18 protein-coding genes and 5 tRNA genes are annotated in these 15,967 nt (G+C 34.0%); 8 read left to right on the top strand and 15 right to left on the bottom strand.

Going from position 1 to position 15,967, the window contains the following annotated elements; all coding sequences use genetic code 11:
- Positions 1 to 50: 50 nt before the first annotated feature.
- Genes nuoN through CCORG_RS00530 form a run of 15 tightly spaced genes read right to left on the bottom strand, consistent with a single transcriptional unit; the run spans position 51 to position 13,668 of the window.
- Positions 51 to 1,505: an NADH-quinone oxidoreductase subunit NuoN gene (gene nuoN / locus CCORG_RS00600; RefSeq protein WP_025802421.1), complete on the bottom strand. Its 1,455-nt coding sequence runs from the start codon at positions 1,503 to 1,505 to the stop codon at positions 51 to 53.
- The gene (locus CCORG_RS00595) at positions 1,495 to 3,015 is read right to left on the bottom strand and encodes an NADH-quinone oxidoreductase subunit M (RefSeq protein WP_025802419.1); all 1,521 of its coding nucleotides are present in this window, start codon (positions 3,013 to 3,015) and stop codon (positions 1,495 to 1,497) included. Before CCORG_RS00595 ends, nuoN begins: the two co-directional genes overlap by 11 nt.
- Positions 3,012 to 4,835 (bottom strand): NADH-quinone oxidoreductase subunit L, encoded by a 1,824-nt coding sequence (gene nuoL, locus CCORG_RS00590; RefSeq protein WP_025802417.1) that lies wholly within the window; start codon positions 4,833 to 4,835, stop codon positions 3,012 to 3,014. Before nuoL ends, CCORG_RS00595 begins: the two co-directional genes overlap by 4 nt.
- The gene (gene nuoK / locus CCORG_RS00585; RefSeq protein WP_025802415.1) at positions 4,832 to 5,137 is read right to left on the bottom strand and encodes an NADH-quinone oxidoreductase subunit NuoK; all 306 of its coding nucleotides are present in this window, start codon (positions 5,135 to 5,137) and stop codon (positions 4,832 to 4,834) included. Before nuoK ends, nuoL begins: the two co-directional genes overlap by 4 nt.
- Positions 5,134 to 5,652: an NADH-quinone oxidoreductase subunit J gene (locus tag CCORG_RS00580; protein ID WP_025802412.1), complete on the bottom strand. Its 519-nt coding sequence runs from the start codon at positions 5,650 to 5,652 to the stop codon at positions 5,134 to 5,136. The genes nuoK and CCORG_RS00580 overlap by 4 nt, the downstream gene beginning before the upstream one ends.
- Positions 5,652 to 6,236, bottom strand: a complete 585-nt coding sequence (nuoI, locus tag CCORG_RS00575; protein WP_025802410.1) for an NADH-quinone oxidoreductase subunit NuoI — start codon at positions 6,234 to 6,236, stop codon at positions 5,652 to 5,654. Before nuoI ends, CCORG_RS00580 begins: the two co-directional genes overlap by 1 nt.
- The gene (locus tag CCORG_RS00570; RefSeq protein ID WP_025802408.1) at positions 6,220 to 6,558 is read right to left on the bottom strand and encodes a hypothetical protein; all 339 of its coding nucleotides are present in this window, start codon (positions 6,556 to 6,558) and stop codon (positions 6,220 to 6,222) included. The genes nuoI and CCORG_RS00570 overlap by 17 nt, the downstream gene beginning before the upstream one ends.
- 9 nt (positions 6,559 to 6,567) lie before the next feature.
- Complete coding sequence (nuoH, locus tag CCORG_RS00565) at positions 6,568 to 7,563, bottom strand: NADH-quinone oxidoreductase subunit NuoH (RefSeq protein ID WP_025802406.1); 996 nt, start codon at positions 7,561 to 7,563, stop codon at positions 6,568 to 6,570.
- Entirely contained in the window at positions 7,556 to 9,880 is a 2,325-nt protein-coding gene (locus CCORG_RS00560; RefSeq protein WP_025802404.1) for an NADH-quinone oxidoreductase subunit G, read from the bottom strand. The genes nuoH and CCORG_RS00560 overlap by 8 nt, the downstream gene beginning before the upstream one ends.
- A 4-nt stretch (positions 9,881 to 9,884) precedes the next feature.
- Complete coding sequence (locus tag CCORG_RS00555; RefSeq protein WP_025802402.1) at positions 9,885 to 10,550, bottom strand: hypothetical protein; 666 nt, start codon at positions 10,548 to 10,550, stop codon at positions 9,885 to 9,887.
- Entirely contained in the window at positions 10,547 to 10,777 is a 231-nt protein-coding gene (locus tag CCORG_RS00550; protein ID WP_025802400.1) for an NADH-ubiquinone oxidoreductase subunit E family protein, read from the bottom strand. The genes CCORG_RS00555 and CCORG_RS00550 overlap by 4 nt, the downstream gene beginning before the upstream one ends.
- Entirely contained in the window at positions 10,777 to 12,000 is a 1,224-nt protein-coding gene (gene nuoD / locus CCORG_RS00545; RefSeq protein WP_025802399.1) for an NADH dehydrogenase (quinone) subunit D, read from the bottom strand. Before nuoD ends, CCORG_RS00550 begins: the two co-directional genes overlap by 1 nt.
- A complete protein-coding gene (locus CCORG_RS00540) occupies positions 11,997 to 12,788 on the bottom strand; it encodes an NADH-quinone oxidoreductase subunit C (protein WP_025802397.1) in 792 nt (263 codons plus the stop codon). Before CCORG_RS00540 ends, nuoD begins: the two co-directional genes overlap by 4 nt.
- Entirely contained in the window at positions 12,788 to 13,297 is a 510-nt protein-coding gene (locus tag CCORG_RS00535) for a NuoB/complex I 20 kDa subunit family protein (protein WP_025802395.1), read from the bottom strand. Before CCORG_RS00535 ends, CCORG_RS00540 begins: the two co-directional genes overlap by 1 nt.
- Complete coding sequence (locus CCORG_RS00530) at positions 13,279 to 13,668, bottom strand: NAD(P)H-quinone oxidoreductase subunit 3 (protein WP_025802393.1); 390 nt, start codon at positions 13,666 to 13,668, stop codon at positions 13,279 to 13,281. Before CCORG_RS00530 ends, CCORG_RS00535 begins: the two co-directional genes overlap by 19 nt.
- A 188-nt stretch (positions 13,669 to 13,856) precedes the next feature.
- Between CCORG_RS00530 and CCORG_RS00525 the strand changes: the two genes are divergently transcribed.
- The 8 genes from CCORG_RS00525 (at position 13,857) to CCORG_RS00490 (ending at position 15,906) form a co-directional block, all read left to right on the top strand.
- Positions 13,857 to 14,468, top strand: coding sequence for a lipoprotein (locus CCORG_RS00525; RefSeq protein WP_025802391.1), 612 nt, complete (start codon positions 13,857 to 13,859; stop codon positions 14,466 to 14,468).
- Between the two features lie 155 nt (positions 14,469 to 14,623).
- Positions 14,624 to 14,700, top strand: a tRNA-Pro gene (locus CCORG_RS00520).
- Between the two features lie 6 nt (positions 14,701 to 14,706).
- A tRNA-His gene (locus tag CCORG_RS00515) sits at positions 14,707 to 14,783 on the top strand.
- Between the two features lie 9 nt (positions 14,784 to 14,792).
- Positions 14,793 to 14,869 (top strand) — tRNA-Arg (locus CCORG_RS00510).
- A gap of 21 nt (positions 14,870 to 14,890) precedes the next feature.
- Positions 14,891 to 14,967, top strand: a tRNA-Arg gene (locus tag CCORG_RS00505).
- Between the two features lie 34 nt (positions 14,968 to 15,001).
- Positions 15,002 to 15,086: transfer RNA gene (locus CCORG_RS00500), tRNA-Leu, on the top strand.
- A gap of 185 nt (positions 15,087 to 15,271) precedes the next feature.
- Positions 15,272 to 15,595 (top strand): DMT family transporter, encoded by a 324-nt coding sequence (locus tag CCORG_RS00495; RefSeq protein ID WP_025802389.1) that lies wholly within the window; start codon positions 15,272 to 15,274, stop codon positions 15,593 to 15,595.
- Positions 15,592 to 15,906 carry a DMT family transporter gene (locus CCORG_RS00490; RefSeq protein ID WP_025802386.1) on the top strand — a complete coding sequence of 105 codons (315 nt, stop codon included), beginning with the start codon at positions 15,592 to 15,594 and terminating at the stop codon, positions 15,904 to 15,906. Before CCORG_RS00495 ends, CCORG_RS00490 begins: the two co-directional genes overlap by 4 nt.
- Positions 15,907 to 15,967 lie beyond the last annotated feature (61 nt).

Genomic DNA, 15,967 nt, shown 5'->3' with positions numbered 1-15,967 from the left:
ATCTATCCTTTTATTATAAACTTAAACTACCTTACTATCTCAATTTAAAACTAAAAGCCACTAAATAGCAATAAAGCATAAATTTTAGGCACTATAAATTTAACAAGTAGTGGCGATAATATACAAAGTAAAGCACAAATTCCAATAAGCCATTTTAAGATAGTATTTAATTCAAATTTAGCTTCACTTTTATATCTACTTAGAAGCATAACTACAATAACTCTTAGATAATAATACATCGCAACTGCTGAATTTATCGCCATAATGACAGCAAGCGTATAATAACTAGAACTAACAGCTGAACTAAGTAAAATCATCTTACCCCAAAACACGCTAAATGGCGGAATTCCTGCTAAACTAAACATAAACACACTCATAGCTAAAGCGAGTTTTGGATTTATGCTTATAAGAGAGCTAAGTTTTTCTATATTTATAGTATCAGCTTCTTTTGTTTCATAAGCCAAAACAACTCCAAAAGCCCCTAAATTTGCTACGCAAAACATTATCCAGTATAAAAACATACCCATTGAAGCTTGAATACTTCCTACTAAAACCGCAACCAGTATAAATCCAGCGTGAGATATAGAGCTATATGCAAGCATTCTTTTGATGTCTTTTTGAACTAAGGCTGCTATGTTTGCTATACTCATCGTAGTAACTGAGATAATAAAAAGAATTACCATAACCACCTTAATATCCACGACAAGCAAAGTATTAAAAAGCCTTAAAACTACAATAAATGCTGCTATTTTTGGAACTATTGAGATATATGCACTTAAATTTGAGTTTGAGTAAGAGTACACATCACCCAGCCAAGTGTGAAAAGGCACAGCTGAGATTTTAAATCCAAGTGCTACCATAATCATCACAACTCCAACAGTTAGAGTAACTCCTTGGTTATTAGAAATCAAAGCCCTGCCGATATTATCTATCTCAAAACTTCCTGTTACTAGATAAAAAATCGCCGCTCCAAATATAAAAAATCCAGATCCAACCGTACCCATTACAAAGTATTTTATAGCTGCACTTAGTGCGTCTTTTGTGTTTCTAAGGGCTATGAGAGTGTAAAGTGAGATGCTTGAAAGTTCTAAAGCTACAATAATAAGCACCAGACTATCACTTGACACCATAAATCCAAAACCAGCTACCATAAATAAAAATAGTGAATAAAACTCAGCTTTTTTATACTCTTCAAATCTCTCATCGTCTATCGTATATAAAACAAAAACGGCTGAGACTATAGATATTAATAAATTTGATATATATGAAATTCCATCTATTAAAACCATATCAAAAAGCCCTCTTATAGCCCCGCCATATCCAAGCATAAGGCCGATATTTACAATAAGCCCAAGAAGTGCTAAAACTGCATAAAATTTAGCTTCAAGATCTTTTTTGATCATACTTACAGATAAAATCAAAATTCCAAAAACAGCGCAAGTTGCCATAGGGGCGATGGAAGCCAAATTTAGCATACTAAAATCCATATTTAATCTATTTAGCATCAACGCTCCTTATTTGGTTTAAATTCTTTATAAAATTTAAGCTACTCTCATCTGAAGCTTTTTGTTGCATGATCCCTACTATATTTATCGTAGCTTTATCAATATGCTTAAGAGCTGTATTTGGAAAAATTCCAAGATACAACACAAGAAAAACTATCGGCAAAATCGCACAAAGCTCTTTTTTATTTAGATCTTTTAAAGAGCTATTTTTTTCTAAATTTAGCTTCCCAAAAAACACTCTTTTGTATAAATTCATAGAGTAAATCGCCCCCATTATAATGCCAAGCCCACCAAAAAAGGCTAGCCAAGGACTAACTTTAAATATACCAAGCAAACTTAAAAACTCACCCACAAACCCGCTTGTAAGAGGTAGCCCAATACCACCTAACATAACTATACAAAAAAGCGTTGCATAAATAGGCATTACCTTAGCAAGACCACCAAATTCGCTCATTTCTTTAGTATGAGTTCTATCATAAATAAAACCAACTAACATAAAAAGCCCACCGCTTACAATACCATGACTTACCATAAAAAACACAGCACCAGAAATTCCTTCAACACTAAATGAAAACACGCCAAGCACAATAATACCCATATGAGCAATTGAGCTATAAGCAATAACTTGTTTGATATCGCTTTGTGCAAATGCTACAAATGATGCGTAAATTACCATTATGCACCCAATCACGCTCATCATACCAGATAGAAAAACACTTGCATCAGGAAACATCGGCAATAAAAACCTTACAAAGCCATAAGTTCCCATCTTGAGCAAGACTGCTGCTAAAAGAATAGATCCAATAGTTGGTGCTTGTCCGTGGGCATAAGGCAACCAGGTGTGAAACGGAAACAAAGGAGTTTTAATAGCAAAAGCTATACCAAAAGCAAAAAACAGAGGAATTTGAATGCTTTTTACCAAAGGAAGAGTTTGCCACTGAAGTATATTAAAACTAATATCTCCAGTGTGTTTAAAATTTAGATACGCCATTGTAACAATTCCTACTAGCATTATAACCGAGCCAAAAAAAGTATAAAGGAAAAATTTAACAGCGGCATAAATTTTATCCCCACTTCCCCAAACCCCAATAATATAAAGCATCGGTATAAGCGAGAGTTCCCAAAACACATAAAACATAATCGCATCAAGACTTAAAAATACCCCCATCATAGTCATCTCTAAAAACAAAATCGAGATAACAAGATGCTTTATTTTTTCTGTTATATTAACACTTATTAGCCCAACTAGCGTCATAAATGCACTCATTAGGACAAGAACTAATGAAATTCCATCAACTCCTAAAAAGTAACTTATCCCAAGACTTGGTATGAGCGGTGAAGCTTCAATAAATTCATAGCCATTTCCGCTAAAGCTTATCCATACAAATAAAACCAAAAAAAACTCAATACAAGTTGCTAAAATTCCATAAATTTTGATATTTTTCTCATCAATAAAAAAGCCCAAAAGCCCAGCAAGCAAAGGAAAGAAAATAACTAAACTAAGTATCATAAAACCCCCAAAATAGCAACTAAAAGAAGTATAATAAATCCAAAAACTAGCCATTTAACCATACTGTTTAGCTCTCCATTTGAAATTCTATCAGCTTTATTTCCTAAATTTCTAAGTATTACAGCAATAATATCAACACTTCTATCTATAACTTGCTTATCGGCTTTAGCACAAATTTGGGCTATTTTATAGTAAGGTATTATAAAAATTCTCTCATAAATTTGTGGCAAATAGTATTCGTTTTTTAATAAATTATAAATTTTTCCACCTTCTTTAAAAATTCCTTTTTTATAACCAAATATCGCTAAAAGCGAGCTAAGCGTAATAACAATAAGAGTTATAACTATAAGATTTGTTACACTATCTTTTTCAAGTCCAGAGCTAAAATCAGGCAAAGACTTACTCACAAAAGCGTGAAATTCACTCTCAAACCATCCAGCAATAACTGCTAAAATAGCAAGTGGAGTAAGAGCATAAATCATAAATTTCCTAGCTTCTTTAGGCAAGTGGTTAAATTTAGCCTTACCAAAGAAAACTAGCATTATAAGCCTAAAACTATAAAATGCTGTCATCATAGCTCCAACTAAAAGCACCGCCCAGATGATGTAAAACTCACTTCCAAAGGCAGCTTCTAAAATTTTATCTTTTGAGAAAAATCCAGCAAATGGATAAAATCCTACCAAAGCAACTGAGCCAATTCCCATAAGAATCGCCGTTGGTTTCATAAATTTATAAAGCCCACCCATTTTTTTAATATTTAAATCATCATTCATAGCATGCATAATATTTCCAGCACATAAAAATAGCAAAGATTTAAAAAATGCGTGAGTTGTAAGGTGAAAAAGTCCTACCCAGTAAGCCCCAAGTCCAGCAGCTACAAACATATATCCAAGCTGAGAAAGTGTTGAGTAGGCGATGATTTTCTTTAAATCATCACAAACTAACGCCATCGAAGCAGCAAAAACTGCTACAAATGTTCCTAAAATAACTATAAATTCACTAACGCCAGTTGCTAAACCAAAAATAGCATTTGCTCTTATAACAAGATAAACTCCAGCTGTTACCATAGTAGCTGCATGGATTAGTGCTGAAACAGGCGTCGGTCCAGCCATCGCATCAGCTAACCATGTATGAAATGGAAACTGAGCTGATTTACCCATAGCTCCAATTAGCAAGAAAATTCCCATCCAAACAACTACAAAGCTAGGCAAATTTGGCACCATTTTAAAAACTACATCATACTTTACAGAACCTGTATATTTAAAAATAAGAAAAATCCCAAGCAGCATTCCAAGATCAGCTACTCTATTCATTATAAAAGCTTCATTTGCACACCAGCTATTATTAGCCTTGTCATACCAAAAACCAATCAACAGCCACGAACACAGTCCAACACCTTCCCATCCAATAAATAGCCCAACAAAGTTATCACTCATCACTAAAATCATCATAGAAAAAACAAAAAGTCCAAGATAGCTAAAAAAGCGGTTAAAACCATCATCTTTTTCCATATAGCCAATTGAGTATATATGAACTACACTTGCAACAATTCCTACAACAACCATCATAACAACACTTACACTATCAACCAAAACAGAAAAATCAACATTGATAAAACCTGTATAAATAAAGTCTTTTATCAAAACTTCAAACGCACCCTCACTTCTAACAATCTCTAGTAAAAAAAGCGAACTAATAGCACTTATTACTATAAGACCTGAGCAGATGATGCCTATTATTAGGTTTTTACCCTTAAAAATTCCAGCTATTATAAATGAAAGAAGTGGTGCAAAAAGAGCTACTAATATGTAATTTATCATAGAGCATCCTTGCTTAAATTTTCTATCTCAATAGAGCCTGTTTTTTTATAAAACCTTATAAGTAAAGCAAGTCCTACCGCTAACTCGCTTGCAGCTATAACAATAACAAAAAGTGCAAATGCTTGAGCATTAAGGTCTTTATGATGAACTGATATGGCAACTAGAGCTAAATTTGCAGCATTTAGCATAATCTCGCTTGAAAAAAATAGCATTAAGAGATTTTTTCTTTTCATCACACCAACAAGACCTAAAACAAACATAACTATAGCGACAAATAGATAGTGATTTACACCCACACTCATATCGCATCTCCTTTTTTATCCATATCTTTATGAACCAAAACAATGCCAGCTATCATCGCTACTAAAAGCATAAGAGCAGAAATTTCAAACACTATCAAATACTTAGTAAAGACAACTTTGCCAAGATAATCACTATTTCCAGCCCCTTCTATAATAGGAAGTTCAGCACTAAGCTCAGTTGTAACTGGAGCTAGTACCATCACAAAAAGAAGTAAAGCTGAAAAAACAGCTAAAGTATATATTGTTTTAGAGCCTTTTTTGTTCTCTTTTACAAGCTTATTTGCATCAAAAAACATCATAGAAAAAGAATAAAGAACAACCACAGCACCGACATAAACTAAAATTTGTACAACTCCTAAAAACTCAGCCCCTAAAAGAAAAAATAGTCCTGAAATAAATATCATCCCACCAGCTAAACTACTCATAGCATATAAAATATTTGTTGAAAACACACTCACACTAAAAAGCCCAACTGACAAGATGGAAAAAAATAAAAACGCTACTAGTTCTATCATCACTCAACCTCTATATAAGCCGTTGGAGTAAGTTTTACTCTCTCATCAGCATCTTTTGGTAGTGAACCATAACCCTCAAATTCACTCTGTTCTCTTACGCTTTTAGTTAACAAATCATCCCTAAACGCGTAATAAGCTCTTTGTTCGCTTGCTAACTCATACTCCCCGCCATGAACTATTGCTATTTCTGGACAGACATCAGCACATAAACCACAATAAACACATCGCCCTAAATTTATGGAGTAGTTACCAACTACCTTTCGCTCACTCTCATCTAAATATGTATCCATATCTATACAATTACTAACGCAAATTTTAGCACACAACCCACACCCAATACATCTATCACTACCACTTTCTAGCATACGCATAAGATTGTGAACACCTCTATATCTTCTATCTACTTCCATCTTTTCAAGTGGATATAAAAATGTGTGGGTGTTGTTTTTTTTAATCATTTGATAAAAAGTATGACCAAGCCCAATAAATAGCTCTAAACTAAAAGTTCTTTTAAGAAATCTTTTAAATCTATCAGAATTTGTTCTAATCTCATCTCGTTTATCTACTTCAATGTATGCCATCATCACTTTCCTTAACAAATTTAACTAACAAATTAGCTTCAAAAATAGAGTATAAAAACAAAAAAACCACCATAAACATAACAAATAAAACAATACTTACTACAACATAAGCTATATCGCCAAGTGCGTAGTTTGTCATGAAAAAATATCCTACTTTTACTGAGCTATAAATAGCTAAAACAACTATTAAAAACTCCATTATTCTAGAAACCAATAACGCCCAAGCACTCTTTTTTCTTATATATTTAGTTTTACAATTTGGACAAATTAATGGCTTTTTTATCTTACTAATCCCGCTTCCACAATTTTGACATCTAAATTCCATCACTACTCCTTATAACAGTACCAAACCAGTTATAAAAATCATAGCCAAGCTAAGAGGAAGTAGTACTTTCCAACAAAGGCTCATTAACTGATCAGGTCTTAAGTGTGGAAAAGTAGCCCTTGTCCACAAAAATAAAAAGAAGAAAAAGCTTGACTTTAGTATCATCATAACCCCACCAGGTACGAACCAAGCTGAGTTAAAACCACCCAAAAACAGTAGTGACATAAGAATTGAGTAAGTTATCATATTAGCATACTCTGCTATAAAAAACATACCAAATCTCATGCCAGAATAAGCCGTTGTAATACCAGCTATTATTTCAGGGTCATTTTCTGTTAAACAAAATGGCGTTCTATTACACTCTACAAAACTTGCTATTAAAAATATAATAAAGCAAATTGGCTGCTTCCATATAAACCAAGCGCCAATACCGCCACTTTGCGCATTTACTATGTCAATAATAGATAAAGACCCAACAATCATAACAATAGGTATAAGACTAAGTCCGTTTATAACTTCAAAACTTATAAGTTGCAAAACTGCTCTCATTGATGCAATTAGTGAGTATTTATTATAGCTAGCAAGGCCGCCAATTATTAGTCCATATATACAAGTTGAACTAACAGCTAACACAAACAACACACCAACTCCAATATCACTTAAAATAGGATGGATAGTATGTCCAAACATGCTAAATTCAGGTAAAAATGGCACTGGAGCAAGAGCTACAAAAGCTGCTGTAACCGAGATAAGTGGAGCTAACATAAATGCTAGTTTGTTAGCGTTTGCAGGGATGAGATCTTCTTTTGTGGCTAGTTTTATCATATCAGCAACGATTTGTGCTAAACCAAGCGGACCAACCATTTGCGGTCCAACTCGGCGTTGCATCCACGCTAAAACTTTTCTTTCAGCATAAGTTCCAAGCCCTGCAAGACTAGCAATAACAGCTAGGATAACTATGGCTTTAATAATAGTTTCAAAGATTAAAAACCCAGTACTACTCATCTTTTAACCTTTTTATCTCTAAATTTTCATAGCGAGTTTTAAAAAATTTCTCAACTTCTATCTTATCATCAAAGTAAGGCAGATACGCACCTTCAATCTCACTATCAAGCTTCACACCTAGACTTATACCGTTAATTTCTACGATATCTTTATCTTCCAAACCATGATCTTTTAAAAATTTAGCCCCAGCATACAAATAAGCAACTTCGCCAATGCTTGATCTAGCTGTAAATTTGCTAAACTGAGAAATAGGATTTGCAAGGTAGATAAAACTATCTAAATTTAAAGCTTTATTTTCTATATCAAACTCGCTATCTATCACGCCTACAATTTTTTTTGGTTCTAGTTTATAGCCTCTGTGATTTTTTCCGCCATTATCATAGAAATTTTCTAAATCATCAAATTTAACGCTTTTAAACTCGTCGCCTAAATTCTCACTATAATCTATAGTGTGTTTTGCATCCAAACCTAAAGCTTTTGCTATATCGTTTAGTTCATATCCGTAGTATGGAAGTGCTGGATTTATAGGTACAACTCTTCTGTCTAAATTTAAAAAAGTACCTTCTTGCTGGTTTAACGACGGAGCATTTAAGCCCTCATACACACCAAATTCAAAGTCTGCTTTTTCATTATATCCTAGGGTTTTCTTGTTTGTATCTGGTTTACTAATAGTGCAGATTTTAGCCACACCTAAGGAATTTGTACGCGGTGGAATGATGATAATTTTAAACGAAGTAAATCTTTGTATATATCCTAAAAGCTTTGCTAAAGTAGGAGCATTTTTACTTTTTATATAGTCTTCGCCGATGATTAAAACTGGGGTTTTTTTATCCTTTGATAGCTTATCAAATTCCTCTTCATTAACTCCTAAAACCTCAGCAAATTTAGAAAATTCTACCATTTTAGTTGTTTCTTCTTTTAGGTCTTTTATCTCTTTTTCATCATAAACTAGCTTATCAGCAATCCAAACAGGTAAATTTGTACCAAATTTCTGTAAGATAAAAAGCAAAATTTCAATATCTAAATTTGGCTTATGAGTTATGGTTTTAAAATTTTTAGAATACCCTTCCACGACGCTATCTTCTATAGGGTGAAAATAGTATCCACTTGCTTTATTTATCTTTAAAGCATTGTTTACTTTATAGCTTAAATTTGGCGCGTCATACCTTAAAAAACTTCCAGCTACAACGATAAAATCAGCCTCTTTTATAGAATCCACATCGCCACTATATAAAGTCATGCCTGAATAATCACTAAAAATATTTAAAAACTCTTGATACTTTTTAGCCTCATCATTTACCAAATTTAAGCCATATTTCTTGCTAAGAAGTTCTAAAATTCTAGCCTCTTCGTTTGTAATAAAGCTACTAAATTTTATATTTTTTATAGTGCCATTTTTGATATTTTCAACAATACTTTTAAATTTAATCTCATCTTTAACGCCAAAGCCATTATTAAAATCATAGCCAAATCTTGCTGCTTTATCTATTTCACCAAAGAAAAAATCATTACTAACTCGATAAATTTTAGGCGTTCTATCTTCAATGCTGGTTGGTTTTATCTCATAATAAATAAGTTCACAATCACTTGCGTGAGGGTTTGATGATGGAATTTTTGTAAGTTCCCAAGCATTTGTAGTGTAAGTAAAATGACTTTCTGTCAAAGCCCCCACAGGACAAACCGCCGCACACTCGCCACACTGGCTACATTCTAAATAATCTTTGCCGCTTGCTAAACCTATAAGGCTTTTTTGAAATTTATTCCACACAGCATATGCATCTTTTGGCAACTCATCTTTATACTCTTTTGGTAGCTGGTCTGCGTTTCTAGGAACGGTTTTTAGCCTGTTTTCGCCGATTTTATCCTTACAAACTGTAACGCAGCGTTCACACACGATACATAAAGCTGGCTCATACTCAACAATTCCCCATTTTTGCACAGGTTTATAGCTATCTTTTATGGCGTATGGAACTTCGCTAACTTTCATATGAAATACCATATTTTGTAGTTCGCACTCACCGCTTTGGTCACACACACCACACTCTAAAGGGTGATTTACACAGTAAGTTTGCATGATAGCTTTTCTAGCTTCGTTTAGTTCAGGGCTATTTGTAGTTATTTTTAAACCATCTTTTGCCTTAGCATTACAGCTATAAACTACTTTGCCATCAGCTTCAACCATACAAAGCCTACAAGCAAGAGTTGGACTACATCCACTTAGATAGCAAATAGCAGGAATGTAGATTCCATTTTTTCTTGCGACATTTAAGATGCTCTCGCTCTCATCGCAATTTATGGCTTTTCCATCTATCCAGATCATCTCAAACCTTGCTAAATTTAGCTATTTCATAGATATAGCTATCTATCTTTGGCAAACCAAGAAGTGCTACTGTTCCTTTTATATCTCTATCTAACTTAAAAACTCGCCTAACGCCTGAAATTTCTACCATATCGCCATCTTTTAGTTTAGAACTAGCCATGAAATATGGTCCGCCTACAAATTTATCATCTAAATCATGCTTTAAAACCACAGCACCATCAAAATTTGGAAGCTCTTTTAGCTCGCTAAATTTGGCATTTTCTAAATTTATCTCGCCATTTAGTCCTAAAATTTTAGCTCCACTTTTTAAAGCTATTAAATTTAAAAAAGCCAAAACGCTTGATTTATCAAAGTGAAAATTTAGAGCATTATCATCTACTAAGATATAATCTAAGCTTTCTATAAATTCTAAAATTTCTGGAATTTCCTCTTCTCCAACGCTACTTTCGCCGCTTAATTCTCCAATATCAAACTCATAAATTCTAGGCTCTAGCTCGGCTACTATCATCGCTAAAACATAGCTTAAACTTCCTATCTCACACTTGATAAAGTCCTTTAAATTTGGATCTTTTATAGGGCTAATAGTTAAAATTTCCTCATCTTTAAATTTAGCAAAAAGCTTAGGGCTTTGAAAACTAAGCATTGGTATTAAATTTAAAACTTTCATACTTTTCCTTTCTTTACTGTAACTATCCAGTCACTTCTGTTAAATCTTATTGAATTTAAAAGCGTTGAATTTAGGGCATTTACCAACTCAGCACTTCTTTGAACAGAGCTAAAATCTCCAACTTCAAAGACAAACTGGCTAACTTCGCCATAACTACTGTTTTTTAAAATTTCACCCATTCTTATGCTAAAATTTTCGCCCAAATGCCTTAAATCGTATCTTTTCATTATCTATCCACCTCGCCAAAGATAAGATTTGTCGAACAAATAATGGCTGAAACATCAGCAATATATCCACCAACTAAAAGCTCTTCATATATAGCACAGTGCCAAAAACTAGGTGCTCTTAGCTTTACTCTGTAAGGTTTGCTATCGCCAGTTGAATAGATATATACGCCAAATTCGCCCTTGTTTGTCTCAGTAGCTTGATAAATTTCGCCTTTTGGTGCTTTTAGTCCTTGTGTTACTAAAACAAAGTGCTGCATTAAAGAGTAGTTTTGTGTCATGATTTGCTCTTTGCTTGGATTTACATACTCAGGATTATCAGCTAAAATCGCTGTATCACTTTCATGATATAGCTTTACACACTGTCTTAAAATTCTAACGCTTTGTCTAATCTCTTCAATATAGCACTTAAATCTTGCATAAACATCGCCACTTGTAGCATAAGGCACATCAAATTCAAGCTCATCATAAATAGAGTAAGGCTCTTCTTTTCTTATATCCCACTGAACTCCACTAGCTCTTAGCGTGACTCCAGAACAGCCCCAATTTAGTGCCATATCTTTAGTTATAACACCAACGCCTTGAGTTCTAAGAAGCCAAATTCTGTTTTTATCAAGCATAATCTCATAATCTTTTACGCCGTTAAGCACCTTATCACAAAGCTCTAAAAGCTCGTTACAATAATTATCAGGAAGATCTGTAAAAACACCACCTATTTTTATGGCATTGTGAGTTAATCTTGCACCACAATAATGCTCAATTGCATCTAAAACATACTCACGCTCTCTAAAAGCATATAAAAATACCGTCATAGCTCCGATATCAAGGGCTTGAGTCGCGATATAAAGCAGATGTGCAGCTATGCGGTTAAGCTCTAAAAGTATAACTCTTATAACCTCAGCTCTTCTTGGAATTTTAATACCACAAAGCTTTTCAACAGCTAAAGCAAAGCCGTAATTACACCCAGTTGAAGCAAGATAATCAATCCTATCAGTTACAGGAATAAACTCACTATAGATCATATTTTCAGCCATTTTCTCCATGCCACGATGCATATATCCAACATGTGGGTCAGCTTTTATAACCTTTTCGCCATCTAGTTCTAAAATAAGTCTAAGCTGGCCATGAGCTGCTGGGTGCTGAGGACCGAAATTTAGCACCATATGAGAGCCATCTTTTTCAAACTCAATATTTTCAAAAAAAGGTCTTAATTTTGTAGGAGTCATTTTCGCTCCTGTCTTTTAATATTTTTAAATTTATCCCTTTTTAGGTGTTTAACTAACGCTACACCGCCTTCTTCTTGATACTCTTGAAGGTAGGCCTTATCGGGTCTTTCTTCGCCATAATATGTCTCGTGATAAAGTCTTGAGAAATTAAATGTATCTTTGCTATCCACAAAACTAGAATCGCGGTTTTCTTCCCCGAATTCATCTCTATATTCACGCCCAAAAATTTTATCTATCTCATACCACTTAGCTCTTTCATCACCTTGAAGTGGGTAGGATTTTCTAAGAGGGTGACCATACCAGTCATCAGGCATTAAGATTCGCTTTAAATTTGGATGGTTTTTTATCAAAACTCCAAGCATATCATAAAGCTCTCTTTCAGCCCATCTTGCGCTTTTGTAAAGCTCACACACACTTTCTAAAAAATCGCCATCTTTTACAAAACACTTAACCCTAACTCTTCTTTTATGCTCTATACTTAAAAGCTGATAAAAGACCTCTATTCCACCTTTATCACTTTCGAAGTCCACCCCACTTAATTCGCTTAAACACTCATAGCCAAACTCTTTTAACGCTTTTAAGGCTTTTAAATTTTGCTCTTTATTTATAAAAACAACCAAAGTATTAAACTCAATATATGAGTTTAAAATTTGAGCGTCTTTTAAAGCTAAAATTTCAGCTTCAAACTCACTTCCTTCTACCTCAAGCTTTTTGCTATCTTTAACTACAAAAAATCTATCATCGTAGTAGTTTTTTAAACTTCTATCTTTTATAAATTTATCTCTCATCACACTAGCCTTTTTGGTTTTTGAGATCTATTTGGCTTTTGGCGGCGAATTTTCTTTTGAAGTATCATCAAAGCATACTGTAGAGTCTCAGGGCGTGGTGCACAGCCTGGCAAATAGATATCAACTGGTATTATTCTATCTACACCTTGAACAGTTGAGTAGGTATTAAACATACCGCCTGTGTTTGCACAACTTCCCATGCTTATAACCCACTTTGGCTCAGGCATCGCATCATAAAGTCTTCTTGTAAATTCAGCATGCTTTTTAGTTAAAGTTCCAGCTATTATCATAACTTCACTATGTTTAACACTAGCTCTAAATATAGTCCCAAATCTATCAAAATCATAACGCCCGCCACCTGCTGCCATCATCTCAATAGCACAGCATGCTAAGCCATAACTAACCGCCCAAAGAGAGTTGCTTCTGCCCCACTGAACTAGTTTATCAACAGTTGTTAAAACAACTGGAAGACCATTTTCTTTTGTGTAGTCTACTTTATGGAATGCCACTCTAATGCTCCTTTATGCCAAGCATATATAAAACCAAAAGCAAGAAGTAGGATAAAAAGTATCATTTCTACAAAACCAAACATCCCTAAAAATCTAAAATTTACAGCCCACGGAAACATAAGCACAATCTCCACATCAAAAAGCACAAACAAAACCGCTACCAAATAAAAGTGAGAATTTATACGGTTTGGCTGCTTAAGCCCTTCTGGACCACTCTCATAAAGAGCATTTTTTAGCTTTTCTCCATCTTTATTGGCAAATTTATCACCTATGAATTTAGTAAAAATTATAATAGATAAAAATATACCAAAAGCAAAAATAAGCATAAAAAAAGCACCAAAATATGGGTGCTCAAAGTACATATGTGACATCATTGCCCCTGAAAATTTATTTAGATTTATTTTAGTAGAATTTGGCTTTAATTAAGGTAAAACAGCTGATTTACTTTCAAAATCAAAATTTTATTGTAATAATGTAACATTTTAAATAGTGATTTAAGATTTGATTAAATTTTAAATTAGTGCTAAAATTACTCTTATTTAAATTTAAAAGGAAAACTATGAAAAAAATTCTACTTTTACTTAGTGCACTTGCTCTTTTAACAGGGTGTTCAAAAACAGCTGAGTATAACAAAAATCTTGAAGTTACTCAAGCTAGTAATGCTTTTAAAGCATCAAAACCTCTGCAAAAAACTTATATCTATATAGATAAATCAACAATGAAGCAAAATAGCTTTAAACCTAGCACAAGGCTTGGTGAAGATGAGCTTGATATTGATTTAGGGTTGTATTTAGGTGAAGAGAGCAAAAGATTTTTTAAAAACTACTTAAGAAATTTAGAAGTTACAAATAAAAACGATGTCTTAGCAACAAACGAACTTATAATAATTCCTGAAATAACCCACTTTTCATACGGTTTTTATAGTCCAGACGGGCTTGATGTTGATGCAAAGCCATTTATAAGTTATGGCTTAAATTTAACTATTTACAAAGAGGGGAAAGAGCTATTTAGAAGAAATATAGCAAGTCCTGAAAGGCATTTTGGCGAGTTAACATTTTTTGGCACTGGCGTTACAAGTTACGCACAAGTTGGACCTTTGCTACAAAGAGCTATAGCAAGTGACTATAACAGAAATGCTGATTTAATCATATCGGCAATTAACTCACACTAAATAGATATTTTGAGCGTTTTTAAAACGCTCAAAATTTGTCAAATATAAATTCAATACTAATTTGCTAAATTTTAACTTAAAATCAGAAATTTACTTGACAAAGGTTTAAAAATCTTGTATAATTCGATTTCACTTTTAGAAAAGTATCCAGGAGACGGGGCGTAGCGCAGTCTGGTAGCGCACTTGGTTTGGGACCAAGGGGCCGAAGGTTCGAATCCTTTCGCCCCGACCATTAATGGTGAGTGTAGCTCAGTCGGTTAGAGCATCAGATTGTGGTCCTGAGGGTCGTGGGTTCGATTCCCATCACTCACCCCATTAGACCGTGCGTTCGTAGCTCAATTGGATAGAGCAACAGACTTCGGATCTGTAGGTTGAAGGTTCGACTCCTTTCGGGCGTACCATTGACTTAAGTATATTTTTGAGCGTCCATAGCTCAGCTGGATAGAGCAACGCCCTTCTAAGGCGTAGGCCAAAGGTTCGAATCCTTTTGGGCGTACCATTTTAAGGTCACTAGCACCTTTAAGCTAGATTTTGCGGACGTGGTGAAATTGGCAGACACGCTAGACTTAGGATCTAGTGCTTCACGGCGTGGAGGTTCAAGTCCTCTCGTCCGCACCATCCCCTTTGCTACATACCCACTTAACACTTTAGAATATGGTTTACCTAGATACTTCAAGTATTTATGAAATTTAAAAGAGTTTTATTATATTTTTATACATAAAATTTCTTATTTAGTATTAACACTATAGCTTTAGATTAACATAAGACTATAGCGTTAATATTTTGTTATATAAGGAACAATATTGGTTTGGTTTTACATTTTTCTAGCTGTTTTTGGAGAACTCATCTGGGTTACAGCTCTTAAACATGCATCAGATATGAGTGGATATTTGGTTTTTTTAATCGGAGTATCTATAAGCTTTCCATCCTTGCTTAAAGCATCAGAACTTGGTGAAGTAAGTACTGTTTATACAGTATTTGTTGGAGTTGGAGCAGCTGGGGTTGTATTAATTGAGATGCTATTTTATGGCGAGCCTTTTGATTGGCTAAAGATTTTTCTTATCACAACGCTTTTTAGTGGAGTTATAGGAATGGTATATGCCACCCAAAAGGAAAGCAAAAAATGAGCTGGATATATCTAATAATAGCTGGTATTTTAGAAGCTGTTGGAATTTATGGCACCAAAAAATACACAATAACAAAGCGTAAAAGATGGATAGTTTTTATGGGGTTAAATTTTGCCGTAAGTCTTTTTTTCTTACGACTATCAATGCGTGAAATTTCTATGGGTACAGCGTATGCTATCTGGACAGGGATAGGCACTGTTGGAGGCATGATAGTTGGTATTGCTCTGTTTGGTGAGAGTTTAGGCAGACTTAAAATACTCTTTGCATTTATAATAATATCTTCAGCTGTTGGGCTTAAATTTATAGGTTAAATTTATAAAAATTTTATATTTTAAACGCTTGTTAAAACAGCTAAATTTACATTGTAAGAAT

The sequence above is a fragment of the Campylobacter corcagiensis genome (assembly GCF_013201645.1).
In the GTDB taxonomy this organism is placed as follows: domain Bacteria; phylum Campylobacterota; class Campylobacteria; order Campylobacterales; family Campylobacteraceae; genus Campylobacter_B; species Campylobacter_B corcagiensis.
This window is presented reverse-complemented; position numbering and strand designations above follow the sequence as displayed.

What these genes read in the sequence shown, in the direction of transcription:
- nuoN (WP_025802421.1), bottom strand. Translation starts at nt 1,505, where the DNA reads ATGCTAAATAGATTAAATATGGATTTTAGTATGCTAAATTTGGCTTCC.
- CCORG_RS00595 (WP_025802419.1), bottom strand. Translation starts at nt 3,015, where the DNA reads ATGATACTTAGTTTAGTTATTTTCTTTCCTTTGCTTGCTGGGCTTTTG.
- nuoL (WP_025802417.1), bottom strand. Translation starts at nt 4,835, where the DNA reads ATGATAAATTACATATTAGTAGCTCTTTTTGCACCACTTCTTTCATTT.
- nuoK (WP_025802415.1), bottom strand. Translation starts at nt 5,137, where the DNA reads ATGAGTGTGGGTGTAAATCACTATCTATTTGTCGCTATAGTTATGTTT.
- CCORG_RS00580 (WP_025802412.1), bottom strand. Translation starts at nt 5,652, where the DNA reads ATGATAGAACTAGTAGCGTTTTTATTTTTTTCCATCTTGTCAGTTGGG.
- nuoI (WP_025802410.1), bottom strand. Translation starts at nt 6,236, where the DNA reads ATGATGGCATACATTGAAGTAGATAAACGAGATGAGATTAGAACAAAT.
- CCORG_RS00570 (WP_025802408.1), bottom strand. Translation starts at nt 6,558, where the DNA reads ATGGAATTTAGATGTCAAAATTGTGGAAGCGGGATTAGTAAGATAAAA.
- nuoH (WP_025802406.1), bottom strand. Translation starts at nt 7,563, where the DNA reads ATGAGTAGTACTGGGTTTTTAATCTTTGAAACTATTATTAAAGCCATA.
- CCORG_RS00555 (WP_025802402.1), bottom strand. Translation starts at nt 10,550, where the DNA reads ATGAAAGTTTTAAATTTAATACCAATGCTTAGTTTTCAAAGCCCTAAG.
- CCORG_RS00550 (WP_025802400.1), bottom strand. Translation starts at nt 10,777, where the DNA reads ATGAAAAGATACGATTTAAGGCATTTGGGCGAAAATTTTAGCATAAGA.
- nuoD (WP_025802399.1), bottom strand. Translation starts at nt 12,000, where the DNA reads ATGACTCCTACAAAATTAAGACCTTTTTTTGAAAATATTGAGTTTGAA.
- CCORG_RS00540 (WP_025802397.1), bottom strand. Translation starts at nt 12,788, where the DNA reads ATGAGAGATAAATTTATAAAAGATAGAAGTTTAAAAAACTACTACGAT.
- CCORG_RS00530 (WP_025802393.1), bottom strand. Translation starts at nt 13,668, where the DNA reads ATGTCACATATGTACTTTGAGCACCCATATTTTGGTGCTTTTTTTATG.
- CCORG_RS00525 (WP_025802391.1), top strand. Translation starts at nt 13,857, where the DNA reads ATGAAAAAAATTCTACTTTTACTTAGTGCACTTGCTCTTTTAACAGGG.
- CCORG_RS00490 (WP_025802386.1), top strand. Translation starts at nt 15,592, where the DNA reads ATGAGCTGGATATATCTAATAATAGCTGGTATTTTAGAAGCTGTTGGA.